16 protein-coding genes are annotated in these 14050 nt (G+C 71.0%); 10 read left to right on the top strand and 6 right to left on the bottom strand.

The window, feature by feature from the left end:
• Nucleotides 1-69: 69 nt before the first annotated feature.
• From OG858_RS27230 to OG858_RS27240, 3 genes are all read right to left on the bottom strand, one after another.
• The gene (locus tag OG858_RS27230; protein ID WP_319268429.1) at nt 70-1203 is read right to left on the bottom strand and encodes an abortive phage infection protein; all 1134 of its coding nucleotides are present in this window, start codon (nt 1201-1203) and stop codon (nt 70-72) included.
• Nucleotides 1204-1321: 118 nt separating this feature from the next.
• Nucleotides 1322-2059, bottom strand: a complete 738-nt coding sequence (locus tag OG858_RS27235; RefSeq protein ID WP_319321376.1) for a MerR family transcriptional regulator — start codon at nt 2057-2059, stop codon at nt 1322-1324.
• A 189-nt stretch (nt 2060-2248) separates the two neighbouring features.
• The gene (locus OG858_RS27240) at nt 2249-3247 is read right to left on the bottom strand and encodes a quinone oxidoreductase family protein (RefSeq protein WP_319320309.1); all 999 of its coding nucleotides are present in this window, start codon (nt 3245-3247) and stop codon (nt 2249-2251) included.
• Nucleotides 3248-3362: 115 nt separating this feature from the next.
• On the opposite strand from OG858_RS27240, the gene OG858_RS27245 reads away from it, so the two are divergent.
• Nucleotides 3363-3689, top strand: a complete 327-nt coding sequence (locus tag OG858_RS27245; RefSeq protein ID WP_086753979.1) for an ArsR/SmtB family transcription factor — start codon at nt 3363-3365, stop codon at nt 3687-3689.
• Between the two features lie 116 nt (nt 3690-3805).
• On the opposite strand, the gene OG858_RS27250 is transcribed toward OG858_RS27245, so the two are convergent.
• Entirely contained in the window at nt 3806-4213 is a 408-nt protein-coding gene (locus tag OG858_RS27250; protein WP_328544329.1) for a PLD nuclease N-terminal domain-containing protein, read from the bottom strand.
• Between the two features lie 117 nt (nt 4214-4330).
• Between OG858_RS27250 and OG858_RS27255 the strand changes: the two genes are divergently transcribed.
• Genes OG858_RS27255 through OG858_RS27265 form a run of 3 tightly spaced genes read left to right on the top strand, consistent with a single transcriptional unit; the run spans nt 4331 to nt 7305 of the window.
• Nucleotides 4331-5788 carry a menaquinone biosynthesis decarboxylase gene (locus tag OG858_RS27255; RefSeq protein WP_319320306.1) on the top strand — a complete coding sequence of 486 codons (1458 nt, stop codon included), beginning with the start codon at nt 4331-4333 and terminating at the stop codon, nt 5786-5788.
• The gene (mqnP, locus tag OG858_RS27260) at nt 5785-6687 is read left to right on the top strand and encodes a menaquinone biosynthesis prenyltransferase MqnP (RefSeq protein ID WP_319066372.1); all 903 of its coding nucleotides are present in this window, start codon (nt 5785-5787) and stop codon (nt 6685-6687) included. Before OG858_RS27255 ends, mqnP begins: the two co-directional genes overlap by 4 nt.
• A gap of 45 nt (nt 6688-6732) precedes the next feature.
• Nucleotides 6733-7305, top strand: coding sequence for a Uma2 family endonuclease (locus OG858_RS27265; RefSeq protein ID WP_086749872.1), 573 nt, complete (start codon nt 6733-6735; stop codon nt 7303-7305).
• Here the strand turns inward: OG858_RS27265 and OG858_RS27270 are convergent.
• Nucleotides 7295-7918 (bottom strand): rhomboid family intramembrane serine protease, encoded by a 624-nt coding sequence (locus OG858_RS27270; RefSeq protein ID WP_086749873.1) that lies wholly within the window; start codon nt 7916-7918, stop codon nt 7295-7297. The two genes, OG858_RS27265 and OG858_RS27270, sit on opposite strands and share 11 nt — an antisense overlap.
• A gap of 91 nt (nt 7919-8009) precedes the next feature.
• Between OG858_RS27270 and OG858_RS27275 the strand changes: the two genes are divergently transcribed.
• The 6 genes from OG858_RS27275 (at nt 8010) to OG858_RS27300 (ending at nt 12569) form a co-directional block, all read left to right on the top strand.
• Complete coding sequence (locus OG858_RS27275) at nt 8010-8708, top strand: UbiX family flavin prenyltransferase (RefSeq protein ID WP_086749874.1); 699 nt, start codon at nt 8010-8012, stop codon at nt 8706-8708.
• 184 nt (nt 8709-8892) lie between these two features.
• Nucleotides 8893-9351 carry an Lrp/AsnC family transcriptional regulator gene (locus OG858_RS27280; protein WP_037693678.1) on the top strand — a complete coding sequence of 153 codons (459 nt, stop codon included), beginning with the start codon at nt 8893-8895 and terminating at the stop codon, nt 9349-9351.
• A 64-nt stretch (nt 9352-9415) separates the two neighbouring features.
• On the top strand, nt 9416-10579 hold the full coding sequence (gene mqnE, locus OG858_RS27285) for an aminofutalosine synthase MqnE (RefSeq protein ID WP_086749875.1): 1164 nt from the start codon (nt 9416-9418) through the stop codon (nt 10577-10579).
• 228 nt (nt 10580-10807) lie between these two features.
• Nucleotides 10808-11332, top strand: coding sequence for a GNAT family N-acetyltransferase (locus OG858_RS27290; protein ID WP_319066370.1), 525 nt, complete (start codon nt 10808-10810; stop codon nt 11330-11332).
• 111 nt (nt 11333-11443) lie between these two features.
• Nucleotides 11444-11827 (top strand): DUF4229 domain-containing protein, encoded by a 384-nt coding sequence (locus OG858_RS27295; RefSeq protein ID WP_086748182.1) that lies wholly within the window; start codon nt 11444-11446, stop codon nt 11825-11827.
• Nucleotides 11828-11909: 82 nt separating this feature from the next.
• Nucleotides 11910-12569, top strand: coding sequence for a TetR/AcrR family transcriptional regulator (locus OG858_RS27300; RefSeq protein ID WP_086748181.1), 660 nt, complete (start codon nt 11910-11912; stop codon nt 12567-12569).
• A gap of 316 nt (nt 12570-12885) precedes the next feature.
• On the opposite strand, the gene OG858_RS27305 is transcribed toward OG858_RS27300, so the two are convergent.
• The gene (locus OG858_RS27305; RefSeq protein ID WP_086748180.1) at nt 12886-13929 is read right to left on the bottom strand and encodes a MaoC family dehydratase; all 1044 of its coding nucleotides are present in this window, start codon (nt 13927-13929) and stop codon (nt 12886-12888) included.
• Between the last annotated feature and the right edge of the window lie 121 nt (nt 13930-14050).

Genomic DNA, 14050 nt, shown 5'->3' on the forward strand with positions numbered 1-14050 from the left:
GGATCAGGGCGGGGGAGGGGGTGTCCAGACGGCCGAGGTCGAGGCCAAGGTCGAGGTTCGAGGGCGAGGTCAGCAGGGGCGTGCGCGGCCGTACGCCCGTGCCAGCGCGCGGAACGCCTGCTTCGGTTCCCAGTGCCAGTCGCTGGCCGGGTCGCCGGGGTGGTCCTGGACGGGCTTGACGAGGGCGTAGCTCGCCAGGTCGAGGTCGTGGAGCGGGTCGTCGGGCCGGTGCGGGGAGTCGGGGGAGACGAAAGTGAAGGCGTGGGCGGCGTACAGGTCCATCGCCTCGAAGGCGCCGAGGACGTCGGTGACGTACGCGGCCTGGGTGGCCTCGCTGCGGGTGACGTCGCCCTTGATCTCCGGCGGCTCCTTCTCGTGGTCGACCACGCTCCACCCCATGCCGCCCATCTCGGGGGCGCCCTCGAAGGTGCAGCAGCCGTACTCCTGGATGGAGAGCGGCTTCCCGGGGCGGAGGTAGCGCCTGAGGTCGCGGACGTGGGCGGAACGGCTCGGGTGGTCGGCGTAGTAGTCGAGGCCGACGATGTCGAAGGGGGTCCAGTCGATCCAGTCGAGGGCCTCCTCGTCCGCGGCGGCATAGGTGAGGCGGCCCCGGAAGACGGAGCGGCCCACGGCGGCGGCCCGCGCGGTGAAGGCGCGCAGCTCGCGGATCATGTGCTCCGGGTCGAAGTTGCCCTTCAGCAGGTTCTCGACGCGCTCCAGGACGTGGTCACCCGGCACGATTCCCGGCACGAACAGCCAGAACTCACAGCCCACGCTGAGATGCGTGTCGACGCCCTGCCGCCGCAGCCCCTCCGCGAAGCGGCCGGTCTCCGCGAGATGGTCGAGGATGTCCGCGCGCGGCACATCCCCGAGCGTCGGCTCCAGCCACACGTTCAGTCCGCGCTCCGCCGCCTCCGCCGCGGTCCGGGTCAGCCGCTCCACCCCGTCCCCGGTCACCTTGACCGCGTCGGCCCGCAACTCCTGCCGGATCGCCCGCATGTCCCGCCGCACCCGCTGGGCACTCCACGCGGTCCCGGGCGTGTCCCCCGCCCCCACCTCGTACACGACACTCCGGTACGTCAGCCCCCGGCCCGCCTTCGGCGCGGTCGTCCCGATCAACGCCGCCGCCCGCGTGGTCGGCAGCACCGCCGCCGCCGTGGCCGCTGCCGCCAGCCCCAGAAACCGTCCCCGACCGATCCTCATCCGCCTGCCCCTCCCAGTGACTTGCGGCCAGTCTGGGCGGGCGAGGGCCTCGCCGCCGTCGGCCGATGGTCCAGGGGTGGGCGACGAAAGTATGGGATACGGATGGATGCGGACGTCTTCAGACGGAGGTCGCGTCGTCGGACGGCGTCAGATACGTGTGCAGGTGGCCCGCCCCCTCCAGCATCGCCGCCGTGCGGGTGGTCAGGGTGGTGTGGCGCGTCGTGACCGCGGTGCGGAGGGCATCGGTGCCGCCCTCGTGGCGGAGGTCTTCGAGGACGGGGTGGATGTGGTCGAGGAGGTAGTGGTTGCGGCGGAGGGCGAGGATGAAGCGGGCGTCGCGTACCTCGTCGGGGGTGTACTGGCGGTAGCCGGTGGCGCGTTCGCGGCGGGGGGAGAGGAGACCGGCGGCCTCCCAGACGCGGAGCGTCGACGTGCGCACGCCGAGCAGCGCGGCGACCTCGCCGATCAGCAGGTCGGTGCCGGGCACGTCGTCCTCGGGCGGCTCCCCGGCCAGCGTCCGAAGCGCCTCGCTCGTGGCCCGCAACGACACCCGCTCCGCGTGCAGCGCCGCGTGCTCCGCGTCCACCAGCGCCAGTGCCCCCGGCACGTCCCCCTCGTGCACGGTCCGCATGATCCGCGTCGCCGCAACCGCCCCGTACCCCTTCGACAGTGCCCGGTACGTCAGCAGCGCCCGCCGGTGCGCGTCCCCGAAGACCCGGTACCCCGAGTCCGTGCGCGGCACGGGCGGCAGCACCCCGGCCTCCTCGTAGTTGCGGATCTGCTGCGTGGAGACACCACAGAGGCGGGCGAGGTCGACGGGGCGCAGGCGGGCGGAGGTTCGATCGTGCGGGGGCATCGGGTCGAAGGGTAGGGCGGTTGACGGCGTGGGGGGAGGGCGTTCTCGGCCGAGGGAGGGCAGGGGCGGCTGAGGGCGGGCCGGCCGGCTGAGGCGGGGGCCGGCCGACTGAGGGTGGAGGCCGCCAGGCCCGTCACCGGCGGCGGTGCGGGGCAGCGCGGGGCGGTGCGGGGGGCGGCACCTGTGCTTCTATGCCTCCTCCTCGCCCCCCACCCGCAGCAGCAGCTTTCCCACGCTCTTGCGTGTGCCCATCAGCCGGTGGGCCTCCGCCGCCTCCGCCAGGCCGAACTCCGCGGTCACCGGCAGGGACACCGTCCCGTCGACGACCGTGGCGAAGGCCCGCTCGGCGAGGGCACGCAGTTCGGCGGGGGCGGACTTGGCGAGGGCGAGGACCGAGAACCCGGAGACGGTCAGGCCGAGGGCGTACAGCTCGGGCTGGCCCACGGCCCACGGCCGCTCCCCGCTCGCGTTGCCGAAGGAGACCAGGCGGCCGAACGGGGCGAGGGAGGCGAGCCCGGCGCGGAGCGTGTCGCCGCCGACGGGGTCGAGTACCAGGTCGACGCCACGGCCGCCGGTCGCGGCCCGCACCTCGTCCGTGAAGAACCCGGTGCCGGTGCCGGCGAAGACCTCGTCGTAGCCGTGGTCCAGCGCGTGCTTGGCCTTGGCGGCGTCCGACACGACCCCGTACACCGCCGCCGCGCCCGCCGCCTTCGCCAACTGCCCGGCCACGGTGCCGATCCCGCCTGCCGCGCCCTGCACGAGCACGGTCTCACCGGCCCGCAGCCGCCCCACCACGTGCACGAGCGCGTACGCCGTCGGCAGCACGGTGGGCAGCGTGGCGCCCGTACGGAGGCCGACCCCCTCGGGCAACGGGAACACGGTTGTCGCATCGGCCACCACGACCTCCGCGTACGCGCCCGCGTCCGTCAGCGCGGTCACCTGCTGCCCGACGCTCAGCCCCTCGACGCCCTCGCCGAGCACGCGCACCCGCCCGGAGACCTCCAGGCCGGGGCGGTAGGGGAGCGCCGGGACCCGGTAGCCCTCGGCGCGGGCCTTCAGGTCGGCGAAGTTCACCCCCGCGTACGCCACGTCGACGCTCACCTGCCCGGGGCCCGGCCCGGGGACTTCGGCCTCCACCACCTTCAGGACCTCGGGGTGGCCGTACTCCTGGAACTCGATCGCGCGCATGCCGGACTCCCGCTCGACTGTTCAATGAAAAGCGAACACTCGCGAGTGTATGGTTCTCGTCGAACACTCTGCAAGAAGCGAACGCTCCGCCAGGAGCGCGAGGGGAGGGGCGGACATGGTGGAACGTGCCGGTCACCGGGCGGCCCCCGAGCACACCCACCCCGACGACGTTCCGGTCCTGACCGCCCTCGCGGCCCTCGCCGATCCCGTACGCGTCGCGCTCGTGAGGGAGTTGGCGGGCTCGCCGGTCTGGACGCGCAGCTGCGGCAGCTTCGACGTGCCGGTGGGCAAGGCCGCCCTCAGCCACCACTTCTCGGTGCTCCGCGGCGCCGGACTCGTCGAACAACGCGACGAGGGCGCCAAACGCGTCAACCGCCTGCGTCGCGAGGAGTTCGACACCCGCTTCCCCGGACTGCTCACGCTCGTCCTGCGCGAGGACTGAGGCGGCTGCGGGAGGACTGAGGCGGCTGCGGGAGGACTGAGGCGGCTGCGGGAAGACTGAGGCGGCTGCGGGAAGCCTGAGGCGGCTGCGGGAGGGCCCTTGCTCCTCGCGGGTCCCTACTCCTCGCCGTCCTGCTTGTCCCGCTTCTCGCCCTTCTCCTCCTCCTGCCGCTTCAGCTCGTCCTCACGGCGGAGGAGATCGGCCTCCCAGCTCTTCAGCAGGGACTCGTCCTTCTTGTTGTCCTCGGCGAGGGACTTCAGGAACTCGGGGTTGTCGTCGGGGGCGACGTACTCCGTGCGCTGGTTGCGGTGCCACTCGGAGGGCGTGCGGCCGCCGCCGGGGGCGGCCCGCAGCTTGCCGGCGGCGAGCCAGGCGATGGGGCCGACGATCCAGAAGAGCAGGATGATGAAGACCCAGGCGATCTTCGGCAGGTGCTTCGCCTCGTCCTCGGGGGTGTTGAGGCAGTCGATGAACGCGTAGATCGTCAGCGCCAACGGCACGAGGTACATCAACACCCTGAGCATGGAACAGCCCCCTGGAAGCGGTGGCGGACCGGACGACCGGCCGCCGGTGACGACGGCGGGGCCGTGCGCGGGGCCCCGTGACGGGGTCAGGGTAGCCCCTCGGGGATACTTGGCCCCATGGCTTACGACGATCTTCGCTCCCTGCTCCGCGCACTGGAGCGCGAGGGCGATCTCAAGCGCATCAAGGCCGAAGTCGACCCCTACCTGGAAGTCGGGGAGATCGTCGACCGGGTCAACAAGGCCGACGGCCCCGCCCTGCTCTTCGAGAACGTGAAGGGCTCCTCGATGCCCCTCGCGATGAACGTCTTCGGCACGGACCGCCGCCTGCTGAAGGCCCTCGGCCTCAAGTCGTACGGCGAGATCAGCGAGAAGATCGGCGGCCTGCTCAAGCCCGAGCTGCCCCACGGCTTCGTGGGCGTGCGCGAGGCGTTCGGGAAGCTCGGCGCGATGGTGCACGTCCCGCCGAAGAAGGTGAAGGCGGACAGCGCCCCCGTCCAGGAGGTGGTCCTCCAGGGTGACGACGTGGACCTGGAACAGCTTCCGGCGCTGTTCACCTGGCCGAAGGACGGCGGCTCCTTCTTCAACCTCGGGCTCACCCACACCAAGCACCCCGAGACCGGCGTACGCAACCTCGGCCTCTACCGCCTCCAGCGCCACGACAAGCGCACCATCGGCATGCACTGGCAGATCCACAAGGACAGCCGCAACCACTACCAGGTGGCCGCCAAGCGCGGCGAGCGCCTGCCGGTCGCCATCGCCTTCGGCTGCCCCCCGGCCGTGACCTACGCCTCCACCGCACCCCTCCCCGGTGACATCGACGAGTACCTGTTCGCCGGGTTCGTCTCGGGCAAGCGGATCGAGATGGTCGACTGCAAGACGGTGCCGCTGCAGGTGCCGGCACAGGCGGAGGTCGTGATCGAGGGCTGGCTGGAGCCCGGCGAGATGCTCCCCGAGGGCCCGTTCGGCGACCACACCGGCTTCTACACCCCGCAGGAACCGTTCCCCGCCCTGAAGATCGACTGCGTGACGATGCGGAAGCGGCCGTTGCTCCAGTCGATCGTCGTAGGCCGTCCGCCGACGGAGGACGGGCCCCTGGGCCGCGCGACGGAACGCTTCTTCCTGCCACTGCTGAAGATCATCGTCCCGGACATCGTGGACTACCACCTCCCCGAGGCGGGCGGCTTCCACAACTGCGCGATCGTCTCGATCGACAAGAAGTACCCCAAGCACGCGCAGAAGGTCATGCACGCGATCTGGGGCGCCCACATGATGTCCCTGACCAAGTTGATCGTGGTGGTCGACTCCGACTGCGACGTCCACGACCTCCACGAGGTCGCCTGGCGCGCCCTCGGCAACACGGACTACGCCCGCGACCTCTCCGTGGTCGAGGGCCCCGTGGACCACCTGGACCACGCCTCCTACCAGCAGTTCTGGGGCGGCAAGGCGGGTATCGACGCCACGAAGAAGTGGATCGAGGAGGGCTACACGCGGGACGGGGGCTGGCCCGACATGGTCGAGTCGGACCCGGCCACGGCGGCCCTGGTCGACCGCCGCTGGAAGGAGTACGGCCTGTGAGCAGTGCCTCCGCCGCGATCCCGCAGCCGGGCCGGACGAAAGCCTTCCTCCGGCTGGTGATGATCGAGCACTCGGTCTTCGCGCTCCCCTTCGCGTACATCGCCGCGCTCACCGCCATGTTCCAGCTGGACGGCAACATCCACTGGGCCCGGCTGCTCCTCGTCACCATCTGCATGGTGGGCCTGCGCACGTTCGCGATGGCGGTCAACCGGATCATCGACCGCGAGATCGACGCCCGTAACCCGCGTACGGCACACCGTGAGCTGGTGACGGGCGCGATGTCGGTGCGTCACGCCTGGACGGGCGCGCTGATCGCGGTCGTCGTCTTCCTCGGCTCGGCGGCGCTGCTGAACCCGCTCTGCCTGGCGCTCGCCCCCGTCGCCGTGATCCCGATGGTCGTCTACCCCTACGGCAAACGCTTCACGAACTACCCCCAGGCCATCCTCGGCCTCGCCCAGGCCATGGGGCCGGTGGGCGGGTGGCTCGCGATCACGGGTACCTGGTCCTGGGACGCGGTCGTCCTCGGTCTGGCCGTCGGCATCTGGATCGGCGGCTTCGACCTCATCTACGCCTGCCAGGACATCGACTCCGACCGCGAATCCGGCGTCCTGTCGGTCCCGGCCCGCTTCGGCATCCCGGCGGCGGTGTGGGCGGCGCGCGTCTGCCATGCCCTGACGACAGCGCTGTTCGTCTGGTACGCGGTGATGACGGACGCGGGCGCCTTCCTGTGGCTGGGCCTGGCGATCGTCGCGGGCGCGTTCGTGTACGAGCACACGATCGTCCGGCCGCACGACCTGTCCCGGCTGAACCGCGCGTTCTTCTCCGTCAACGGGTTCATCGGCATTGCCCTGTTCGTGTGCGCGCTGCTGGATCTTCTGGTTCGGGGTCTGACCCTCTGATTACCGTCGGCCTACCATCGAGAGCAGGACCCCAGGGAGGCCAGCGTGACCGTCTCGGGCATTGACCGCCTGCACTCGCAGCTCAGCAGGCTGGAGGACATGTTCCCCGGCTATCTGACGGAGATTGTCGAGGGCAGCATCGTGATGAACCCGGTCAGGCCGTTCCACGGGAAGACGATCCTGAGGGTGTCGGCGAACCTGGAGGAGCAGCTTCCGCCGGACTGGGCGCTGGTGAGCGATGTGGCGTTCCCCTTCGACGATGCCAACGAGTTCTGCCCGGACATCGCGGTCATCCCGGCCGAGGCGGAAGCGGAGAACCGCAGCTCGTATCCCGCCGATCTGATCGAGTTCGTGGCCGAAGTGGTGTCGCCGGAGAGCATCCGCCGCGACTACGAGATCAAGCCTCGCTGGTATGCCTCCCGAGGCATCACCCACTACGTGATCCTGGATCCGCTCAAGGGCCACGCCGTCATGATGTGGAATCCCGGCCCCGACGGCTACCAGGGCCGCGACACCATCCCCTACGGCCCTGACCTGACCGTCGGTGCTCCCCTCGGCAAACTCACGATCGCCACCGCCCGCCTCCCCGTGGACCCGAAGGCGCGCCCTACGCGCTGAGCGCCCCGCGGGGTTCGCGCCGCCGGAACAGGAACGCCGCCACCACCCCCGTCACCAACCCGATCAGATGCCCCTGCCAGCTGATGCCGGTCTCGGTCGGCGCGATCCCCGCCAGGATCGACCCGCCCCAGACGGCCGCGACGAGAACCCCGACCGCCACCCCCATCAGCCGCCGCTCGACGAACCCGCTGACGACCAGGAACCCGAAGAGCCCGAAGACGACGCCGGAGGCGCCCGCCGTGTTCGTGTTGTCCGGGGATATCAGCCAGACACCCAGCCCGTCCGCGACGATGATCAGCGCACACACGGCGACGAAACGGCGCAGCCCACCGAGCGCCGAGAGGAACCCCAGCACCAGCAGTGGAACGCTGTTCGCCGCGACATGGGCGAAGCCGAAGTGGATGAACGAGGCCGGCACGACATCGACCAGCTCGGGCACAGAGCGCGGGATGATCCCGAAGTCGTCCAGCGCGTGACCGCTCGCCACGTCGATCACTTCGAGCAGCCACAGCAGCGCCACCCAGCCCACCATGAGCTTGGCCGCGGCCTTCGCACGGTCCCCGCGCGACCACTCCCGCTCAGGGCTGAGCGCCCCGCGTACTTCACCAGCCATGTCGAACCCCCGAGTCAACTCGTCCCTTCCAGGAAACGACCGTGCCCCCTTGACCGGTTCCCGTCCCGCGGCGCCGGATAGGCTCGGTGCCGTGAACCCAGTCAAGCCAGGAGAGACGCCGCGTACGCCTTGGATCGTAGGGGTGTCCGGCGCATCCGGCACCCCGTACGCCGCGGCTGTGCTGCGTGCGCTCCTCGCCGCCGACGAGAGCGTCGACCTCGTGGTGTCCCGGGCCTCGCGGCTGACCCTGCTGGACGAGACGGGAATCTCCTTCCGGGACGCCCACTGGCGCGACGACCTGCGCGAATGGCTGTCCCGAGGCGCCGACGGCAAACCCGGCACGTTCACCGCGGACGTCGACGGCGACCGCGTACGGCACTGGAGCGCCGGTGACCTGGCCGCCGGACCGTCCTCGGGCTCGTACCCCGTCAAGGGGATGCTGATCGTCCCCGCGTCGACGGCGTGTGTCGCGGGCGTGGCCCTGGGCCTCTCCAAGGACCTGCTGCAACGGGCGGCGAGCGTGACCCTCAAGGAGGGCCGGCGTCTCGTGGTCGCCGTGCGCGAGACCCCGTTGAACGGGCAGACCCTGCGGCACCTGGTGACCCTGGACGAGGCGGGCGCGACCGTGCTGCCCGCGTCCCCGGCCTTCTACGCGGGGGCCACGCACATCCAGGACCTGGTGGACTTCGTCGCCGGACGGGTGCTGGACGCGGCGGGCGTCCCGCACACCCTGTACCGGCGCTGGGAGGGCGACGTGGGCGGGGCGCGCGCTTCCCACCCGGCCACCTGAGCGCCGTACACGGTCACTTCTCGCTCGCTTCTCGCCCCGTACCACTTTCACGCAGGACCCCACGCACCACTCACGCAGCACCACTCACGCAGGACCCCACGCAGCACCACTCACGCAGCACCCCACGACACCACTCTCACGCAGCACCCACAACGCAACTCTTCAGCGGAAGGCAACCGATCGCATGGACGCGGTGGACAGGCAGCTCATCCAGGCCCTGAGGGAGAACGGCCGGGCCTCCTACGCGGAGCTGGGACGCCTCGTCGGTCTGTCGGGACCCAGTGTCACCGACCGCATCAACCGGCTGGAGGCGGCCGGTGTCATCACCGGCTATCGGGCCACCGTCAACGCGGCCTCCCTCGGCCTCGGAGTGACCGCCCTCATCGGCATCTCGCTCTCCGACGCCGCCGACCACGAGGACGTGGCGACGCGGCTGCGGGACCTGGCAGAGATCGAGGACTGCTGGTTCATCGCCGGCGACGACTCGTTCATGCTCAAGGTGCGCGCACCGGACGTCGACGGCCTGGAGAAGACCATCCGTCGGCTCTCCGGTACCCACGGTGTCTCCCGGACGCGAACGACGATCGTGCTCTCCACGAAGTGGGAGAACCGGGTGGGTGAGCTGCCGGAGGAGGAGCAGTAGGGGAGTGGACGTAGGGTTGACGAGGACTTCGGGGCAGGCAGGTCGGTCGGTGAAAGGTGTGGGCATGGACGTCGGGCTCAAGCGCGAGCTGGAGGAGAAGGTCCGCTCCGGCGAGCGGCTGACCCGCGAGGACGGCATCGCGCTGTACGCGTCGGACGACCTGGCCTGGCTGGGCGGTCTGGCGCACGAGGTGCGGACGCGGAAGAACGGCGACGTCGTCCACTTCAACGTCAACCGCCACCTCAACATGACCAACGTGTGCACGGCGTCGTGCGCGTACTGCTCCTTCCAGCGCAAGCCGGGGGAGAAGGACGCGTACACGATGCGCATCGAGGAGGCGGTGAAGCTCGCCAAGTCGATGGAGGGCGAGAACCTCACCGAGCTGCACATCGTCAACGGCCTGCACCCGAACCTCCCGTGGCGCTACTACCCGCGCTCGCTGAGGGAACTGAAGGCCGCCCTCCCGAACGTGTCGCTGAAGGCCTTCACGGCCACGGAGATCCACCACTTCGAGACGATCAGCGGCCTGTCGGCGTCGGAGATCCTGGACGAGCTGATCGACGCGGGGCTGGAGTCGCTCACCGGCGGCGGCGCGGAGATCTTCGACTGGGAGGTCCGGCAGCACATCGTGGACCACCGCACCCACTGGGAGGACTGGTCGCGGATCCACCGCCTGGCGCACGAGAAGGGTCTCAAGACCCCGTGCACCATGCTCTACGGCCACATCGAGGAGCCGCGTCACCGCGTGGACCACGTCCTGCGCCTCCGTGAGCTCCAGGACGAGACCGGCGGTTTCCAGGTCTTCATCCCGCTGCGCTACCAGCACGACTTCGTCGACATGCAGGACGGCAAGGTGCGCAACCGCCTCCAGGCGCGCACCCAGATGGCGACCGGCGCGGAGGCGCTGAAGACCTTCGCGGTGTCGAGGCTGTTGTTCGACAACGTCCCCCACGTCAAGGTCTTCTGGGTCATGCACGGCGTCCAGACCGCCCAGTTGGCGCTGCAGCACGGCGCCGACGACATGGACGGCTCGGTCGTCGAGTACAAGATCACCCACGACGCGGACAACTACGGCACGCCGAACAAGCTGACCCGCGAGGACCTGTTGGACCTCATTCGCGACGCCGGCTTCCGCCCGGTCGAACGCAACACGAAGTACGAGATCATCCGCGAGTACGACGGCCCGGACCCGGCGCGCCGGGAGTCCCCTCAGCCGATGCGGGTCTGACTCGGCCGTTTGTTCGTCCATGGGTCCGGTGGACCTTCTCGCGCAAGAAGCACGGGGCGCAGCCCCTGCTTCTTCAGGGGCGCGGGGAACTGCGCGAGAAGCCCCACCGGGCCCGCGGACGGGGGTCGAAGGGGCGCAGCCCCTGGGACGGGACGGGACGGGACGGGTAGGGGCGGCGGGGGCGAATCCCTCTTGAGACGACCCGCACGTAATGACTACGGTCACCTCATGCCCCTTACGTTCCACCTGGACCCACCCCTCACCCCCGCCCTCCAGGAAGGCATCCTCACCCTCTGGACAGCGGTCTCCAACGCCGGCGGAGCCGTAGGCTTCGTCCCCCCGGTCACCCCGGAGGTCATACGGCCGGAACTCCTCAAGCACCTGATCGCCATGGCAGAAGGCAGACACCGTCTCCTCCTCGGCCTCGACGACCACGGCACCCCCGCCGCCACCGCCTTCTTCAGCTTCAACACCCACCGCCTGCAGACCCACTGGGTCTGGCTGTACACCGTGATGGTCCACCCCGCCCACCAGGGCAAGGGCTACGGCCGCGACCTCATGAGGGCGGCCGAATCCGCGGCCCGCGGCTTCGACGGCATAGACGCGATCCGCCTCGGCTGCCGAGGCGGCATGGGCCTGGAACACTTCTACGCCTCGTGCGGCTACAAGGAGGTCGGCCGAGTCCCCGACGCCATCCGCGTCGCCCCCGACGACCACCGCGACGACATCACGATGCTCCTGCCCCTGACCTGAGGCCGGCCCGACACGGAGCCCACACCCCCCTGCAAGATCGCCCGCCGACCGTGCTTCACTGGACGGTGCCCTTTGGCAATGTCCGGAACGGAAACGGAAGAGTGGATTGAGATGCTCCGCTACACACTGATGCGCCTCGGTATCTTCGCGGGCTGCTTCGTGGTCGTCTGGGCCCTCGTCTACTCCGGCATCGCCCCGCGCGGCCTCGGCGCCTCCAACGGCATGTGGATCGTCGTCCTCTCCCTCCTGGTCTCCGCGCCGATCAGCTTCGTCGCCCTCCGCAAGGAGCGCGACCGGGCCTCCGCCCAGATCGCCCCCCGCCTCGACCGCTCCATCGGCCGCGTCAAGTCCAACCTCGCGGCCAACCGCAGCCAGGAGGACGAGGTCGACGACGAGGCGAGGACGCAGAGCCCGGAGCCGGCCGAGCCCGTCGAGGCCGCCGAGAGCGCCGAGCCGGCCGAGGCCGCCCAGCCGGTGTCCGGCAAGGCTTCCTAGCACCGCACGCGGGGCCGCGGCGGCAAACCCCTCGCCAGACGCGCAGGCACGTCCCCGCCGTCGGAACCGTACGCTTGCCCGCATGGGTGCTGTGAAGAGCAAACGGATGCCCCGCGCGGTACGGGAACAGCAAATGCTGGACGCGGCGGTGCGGACCTTCGGGCAGCGCGGTTACCGGGCCGCGTCGATGGACGAGATCGCCGAACTGGCGGGCGTGTCCAAGCCGTTGGTGTACCTGTACCTGAACTCCAAGGAAGACCTCTTCACGGCCTGCATCCGCCGCGAGGCCAAGGCGCTGACCACCGCCGTACGTGCGGGCGTGAACCCCGACCTGCCCGCCGACCGGCAACTCTGGGAAGGGCTGCGGGCGTTCTTCACGCACACCGGGCGCAACCCGGACGCCTGGGCCGTGCTGCACCTCCAGGCCCGTACGCACGGCGAGCCGTTCGCCGCCGAAGTGGCGGCGATGCGTGAGGAGATGGTGGCGTTCGTGACCGGGCTGATCCTGGTCGGCGCCCGGGAGGCCCGCCGCGACCCGTCGCTGCCCGAGCGCGAGGTCGCCGGTCTCGCCGAGGGCCTCGTCGGCGCCGCCGAGGCCCTCGCGGCCTGGGCCAACGCCACGCCCGGCATCACCGCCCGCCAGGCCGCCGCGACCCTGATGAACTTCGCGTGGGCGGGGCTGGGCGACCTGATGGAGGGGCGACCCTGGACACCGCCGCCTGCGGGAGAGCTCGGGGAGTGATCTTCGAGGGGCGGGTGCGGGTGGTTCGCGGTTGCTCGCGCAGTTCCCCGCGCCCCTGAAAAGCAGGGGCTGCGCCCCGCGCTTTTCGGTCCCCAGGGGCCGTTGTCGCCCACCCGCACCCGCACCCGCACCCGAATGGCGACCTCTTTGCACCGCCCCCCACGGGGCACGGACGGCTGCACGGCGAACGTCGGCGTGAACGGCCACTCCCCGGAGGCAGGCGGCAGATACGGGTCGCCCCGAGGGGCGGCAGCGCGCACTCCACGACCGTGTCCGGGTCGACGCCCACACTCGTGAACGCGATGCTCACCTGTGCTCAGGCAATGAGCGGGTACACGTGGCCCCTCACATGGACCCGCGGACGGACCTGCTCCCCGCCCGGCCCGGGGGCGTCTTCGCTCCGCAGTTCGAAGCCGCCCCACGCCTGTCCGTCCGCCGTGTACGTCACCGCGCCCGGCAGCGGTACCGGGGCCCGGAACTCCGCGCGGACGAGAGTCGCCGGGGGCGTGCCGTGCTCGGCGAGACACCGGGCCACGGTCCACATGCCGTGCGCGATCGGCCGGGGGAAACCGAACAGTCGGGCGCCGAGCGGATGCAGATGGATCGGATTGCGGTCGCCGGACACCGCTCCGTATCGTCGCCCGACATCCCCGGCCAACCGCCACTCGGCGACGGCGGGCGACAGCTTCGGCTCCTTCCGCGCCCGCTCGCGCGCATCGGCGCGCCCGTCCTCGCTCCCGCCGGCGTGCCCGTCCTCGCTCCCGCCCGCGTGCGCCTCTACCCTCCCGCCGGTCCGCGCCTCCTCGCTTCCCCCTGCGGGCGCGACCTCGCTCCGCCGGTGCCGGGCGAGATACGTGCTCCGCGACTCCCAGGCGAGCCCGCCCGCGTCCTCGCCCCCGTCCCGCACCTCGGTCACCACCGTCGCCTCGGTGCCCCGCCGATGGGGTGCCAGCCCGTCGACGTACACGGTGATCTCGTACTCCCCGGTGGCGGGCAGCCGTCGCCGCCGGGTGATCTCGATCGACGTGTGCACGAGCCCGAGGAGGGGCAGCGGGAAGTCCCGGCCGGCCATGATCCGCATGGCGAGCGGAAAGCCGAGGACGTGCGGATACGTCAGCGGAACGGCGTCCTCCCCGGTGGGGAACCCGCAGACGCGCTCGTACGCGGCGAGCCGGGCGAGGTCGATCCGAACGCCGGGGAGGACGAGCCGGGTGGCTGTGCCGCGGCGGGGGCCACCCGTCCCGGCTCCCCGCAGGGCGCCCTCACGGGGCAGCCGGAGGCTCTTGCAGGGGGAGAGGAGCGCGCCCCGGGCGAGAAGACGGCCCAGGGCCGGGGCGTCGGTGAGCGTGAGGGTACGCATCGAACGGTCTCCTCTGCATCCTTCTCGCGCCCGGTCCACGGGACGGATTCCACTCGCTTGCTCCACCATCAGGTTACCCGAGGTAACGGCTCTGGCAAGGTGGTCTCGTCGCCCGGTAGCT

Origin of the sequence: Streptomyces europaeiscabiei, assembly GCF_036346855.1 — a bacterium.
GTDB classification, from domain to species: domain Bacteria; phylum Actinomycetota; class Actinomycetes; order Streptomycetales; family Streptomycetaceae; genus Streptomyces; species Streptomyces europaeiscabiei.

Coding starts and splice junctions, on each gene's coding strand:
- OG858_RS27240 (WP_319320309.1), bottom strand. CDS start 3,247: ATGCGCGCGATCGAGTTCCAGGAGTACGGCCACCCCGAGGTCCTGAAG.
- OG858_RS27270 (WP_086749873.1), bottom strand. CDS start 7,918: ATGGCTGGTGAAGTACGCGGGGCGCTCAGCCCTGAGCGGGAGTGGTCG.
- OG858_RS27250 (WP_328544329.1), bottom strand. CDS start 4,213: ATGCTCAGGGTGTTGATGTACCTCGTGCCGTTGGCGCTGACGATCTAC.
- OG858_RS27305 (WP_086748180.1), bottom strand. CDS start 13,929: ATGCGTACCCTCACGCTCACCGACGCCCCGGCCCTGGGCCGTCTTCTC.
- OG858_RS27300 (WP_086748181.1), top strand. CDS start 11,910: ATGGGTGCTGTGAAGAGCAAACGGATGCCCCGCGCGGTACGGGAACAG.
- OG858_RS27230 (WP_319268429.1), bottom strand. CDS start 1,203: ATGAGGATCGGTCGGGGACGGTTTCTGGGGCTGGCGGCAGCGGCCACG.
- OG858_RS27280 (WP_037693678.1), top strand. CDS start 8,893: ATGGACGCGGTGGACAGGCAGCTCATCCAGGCCCTGAGGGAGAACGGC.
- OG858_RS27295 (WP_086748182.1), top strand. CDS start 11,444: ATGCTCCGCTACACACTGATGCGCCTCGGTATCTTCGCGGGCTGCTTC.
- OG858_RS27290 (WP_319066370.1), top strand. CDS start 10,808: ATGCCCCTTACGTTCCACCTGGACCCACCCCTCACCCCCGCCCTCCAG.
- mqnE (WP_086749875.1), top strand. CDS start 9,416: ATGGACGTCGGGCTCAAGCGCGAGCTGGAGGAGAAGGTCCGCTCCGGC.
- OG858_RS27235 (WP_319321376.1), bottom strand. CDS start 2,059: ATGCCCCCGCACGATCGAACCTCCGCCCGCCTGCGCCCCGTCGACCTC.
- OG858_RS27255 (WP_319320306.1), top strand. CDS start 4,331: ATGGCTTACGACGATCTTCGCTCCCTGCTCCGCGCACTGGAGCGCGAG.
- OG858_RS27245 (WP_086753979.1), top strand. CDS start 3,363: ATGGTGGAACGTGCCGGTCACCGGGCGGCCCCCGAGCACACCCACCCC.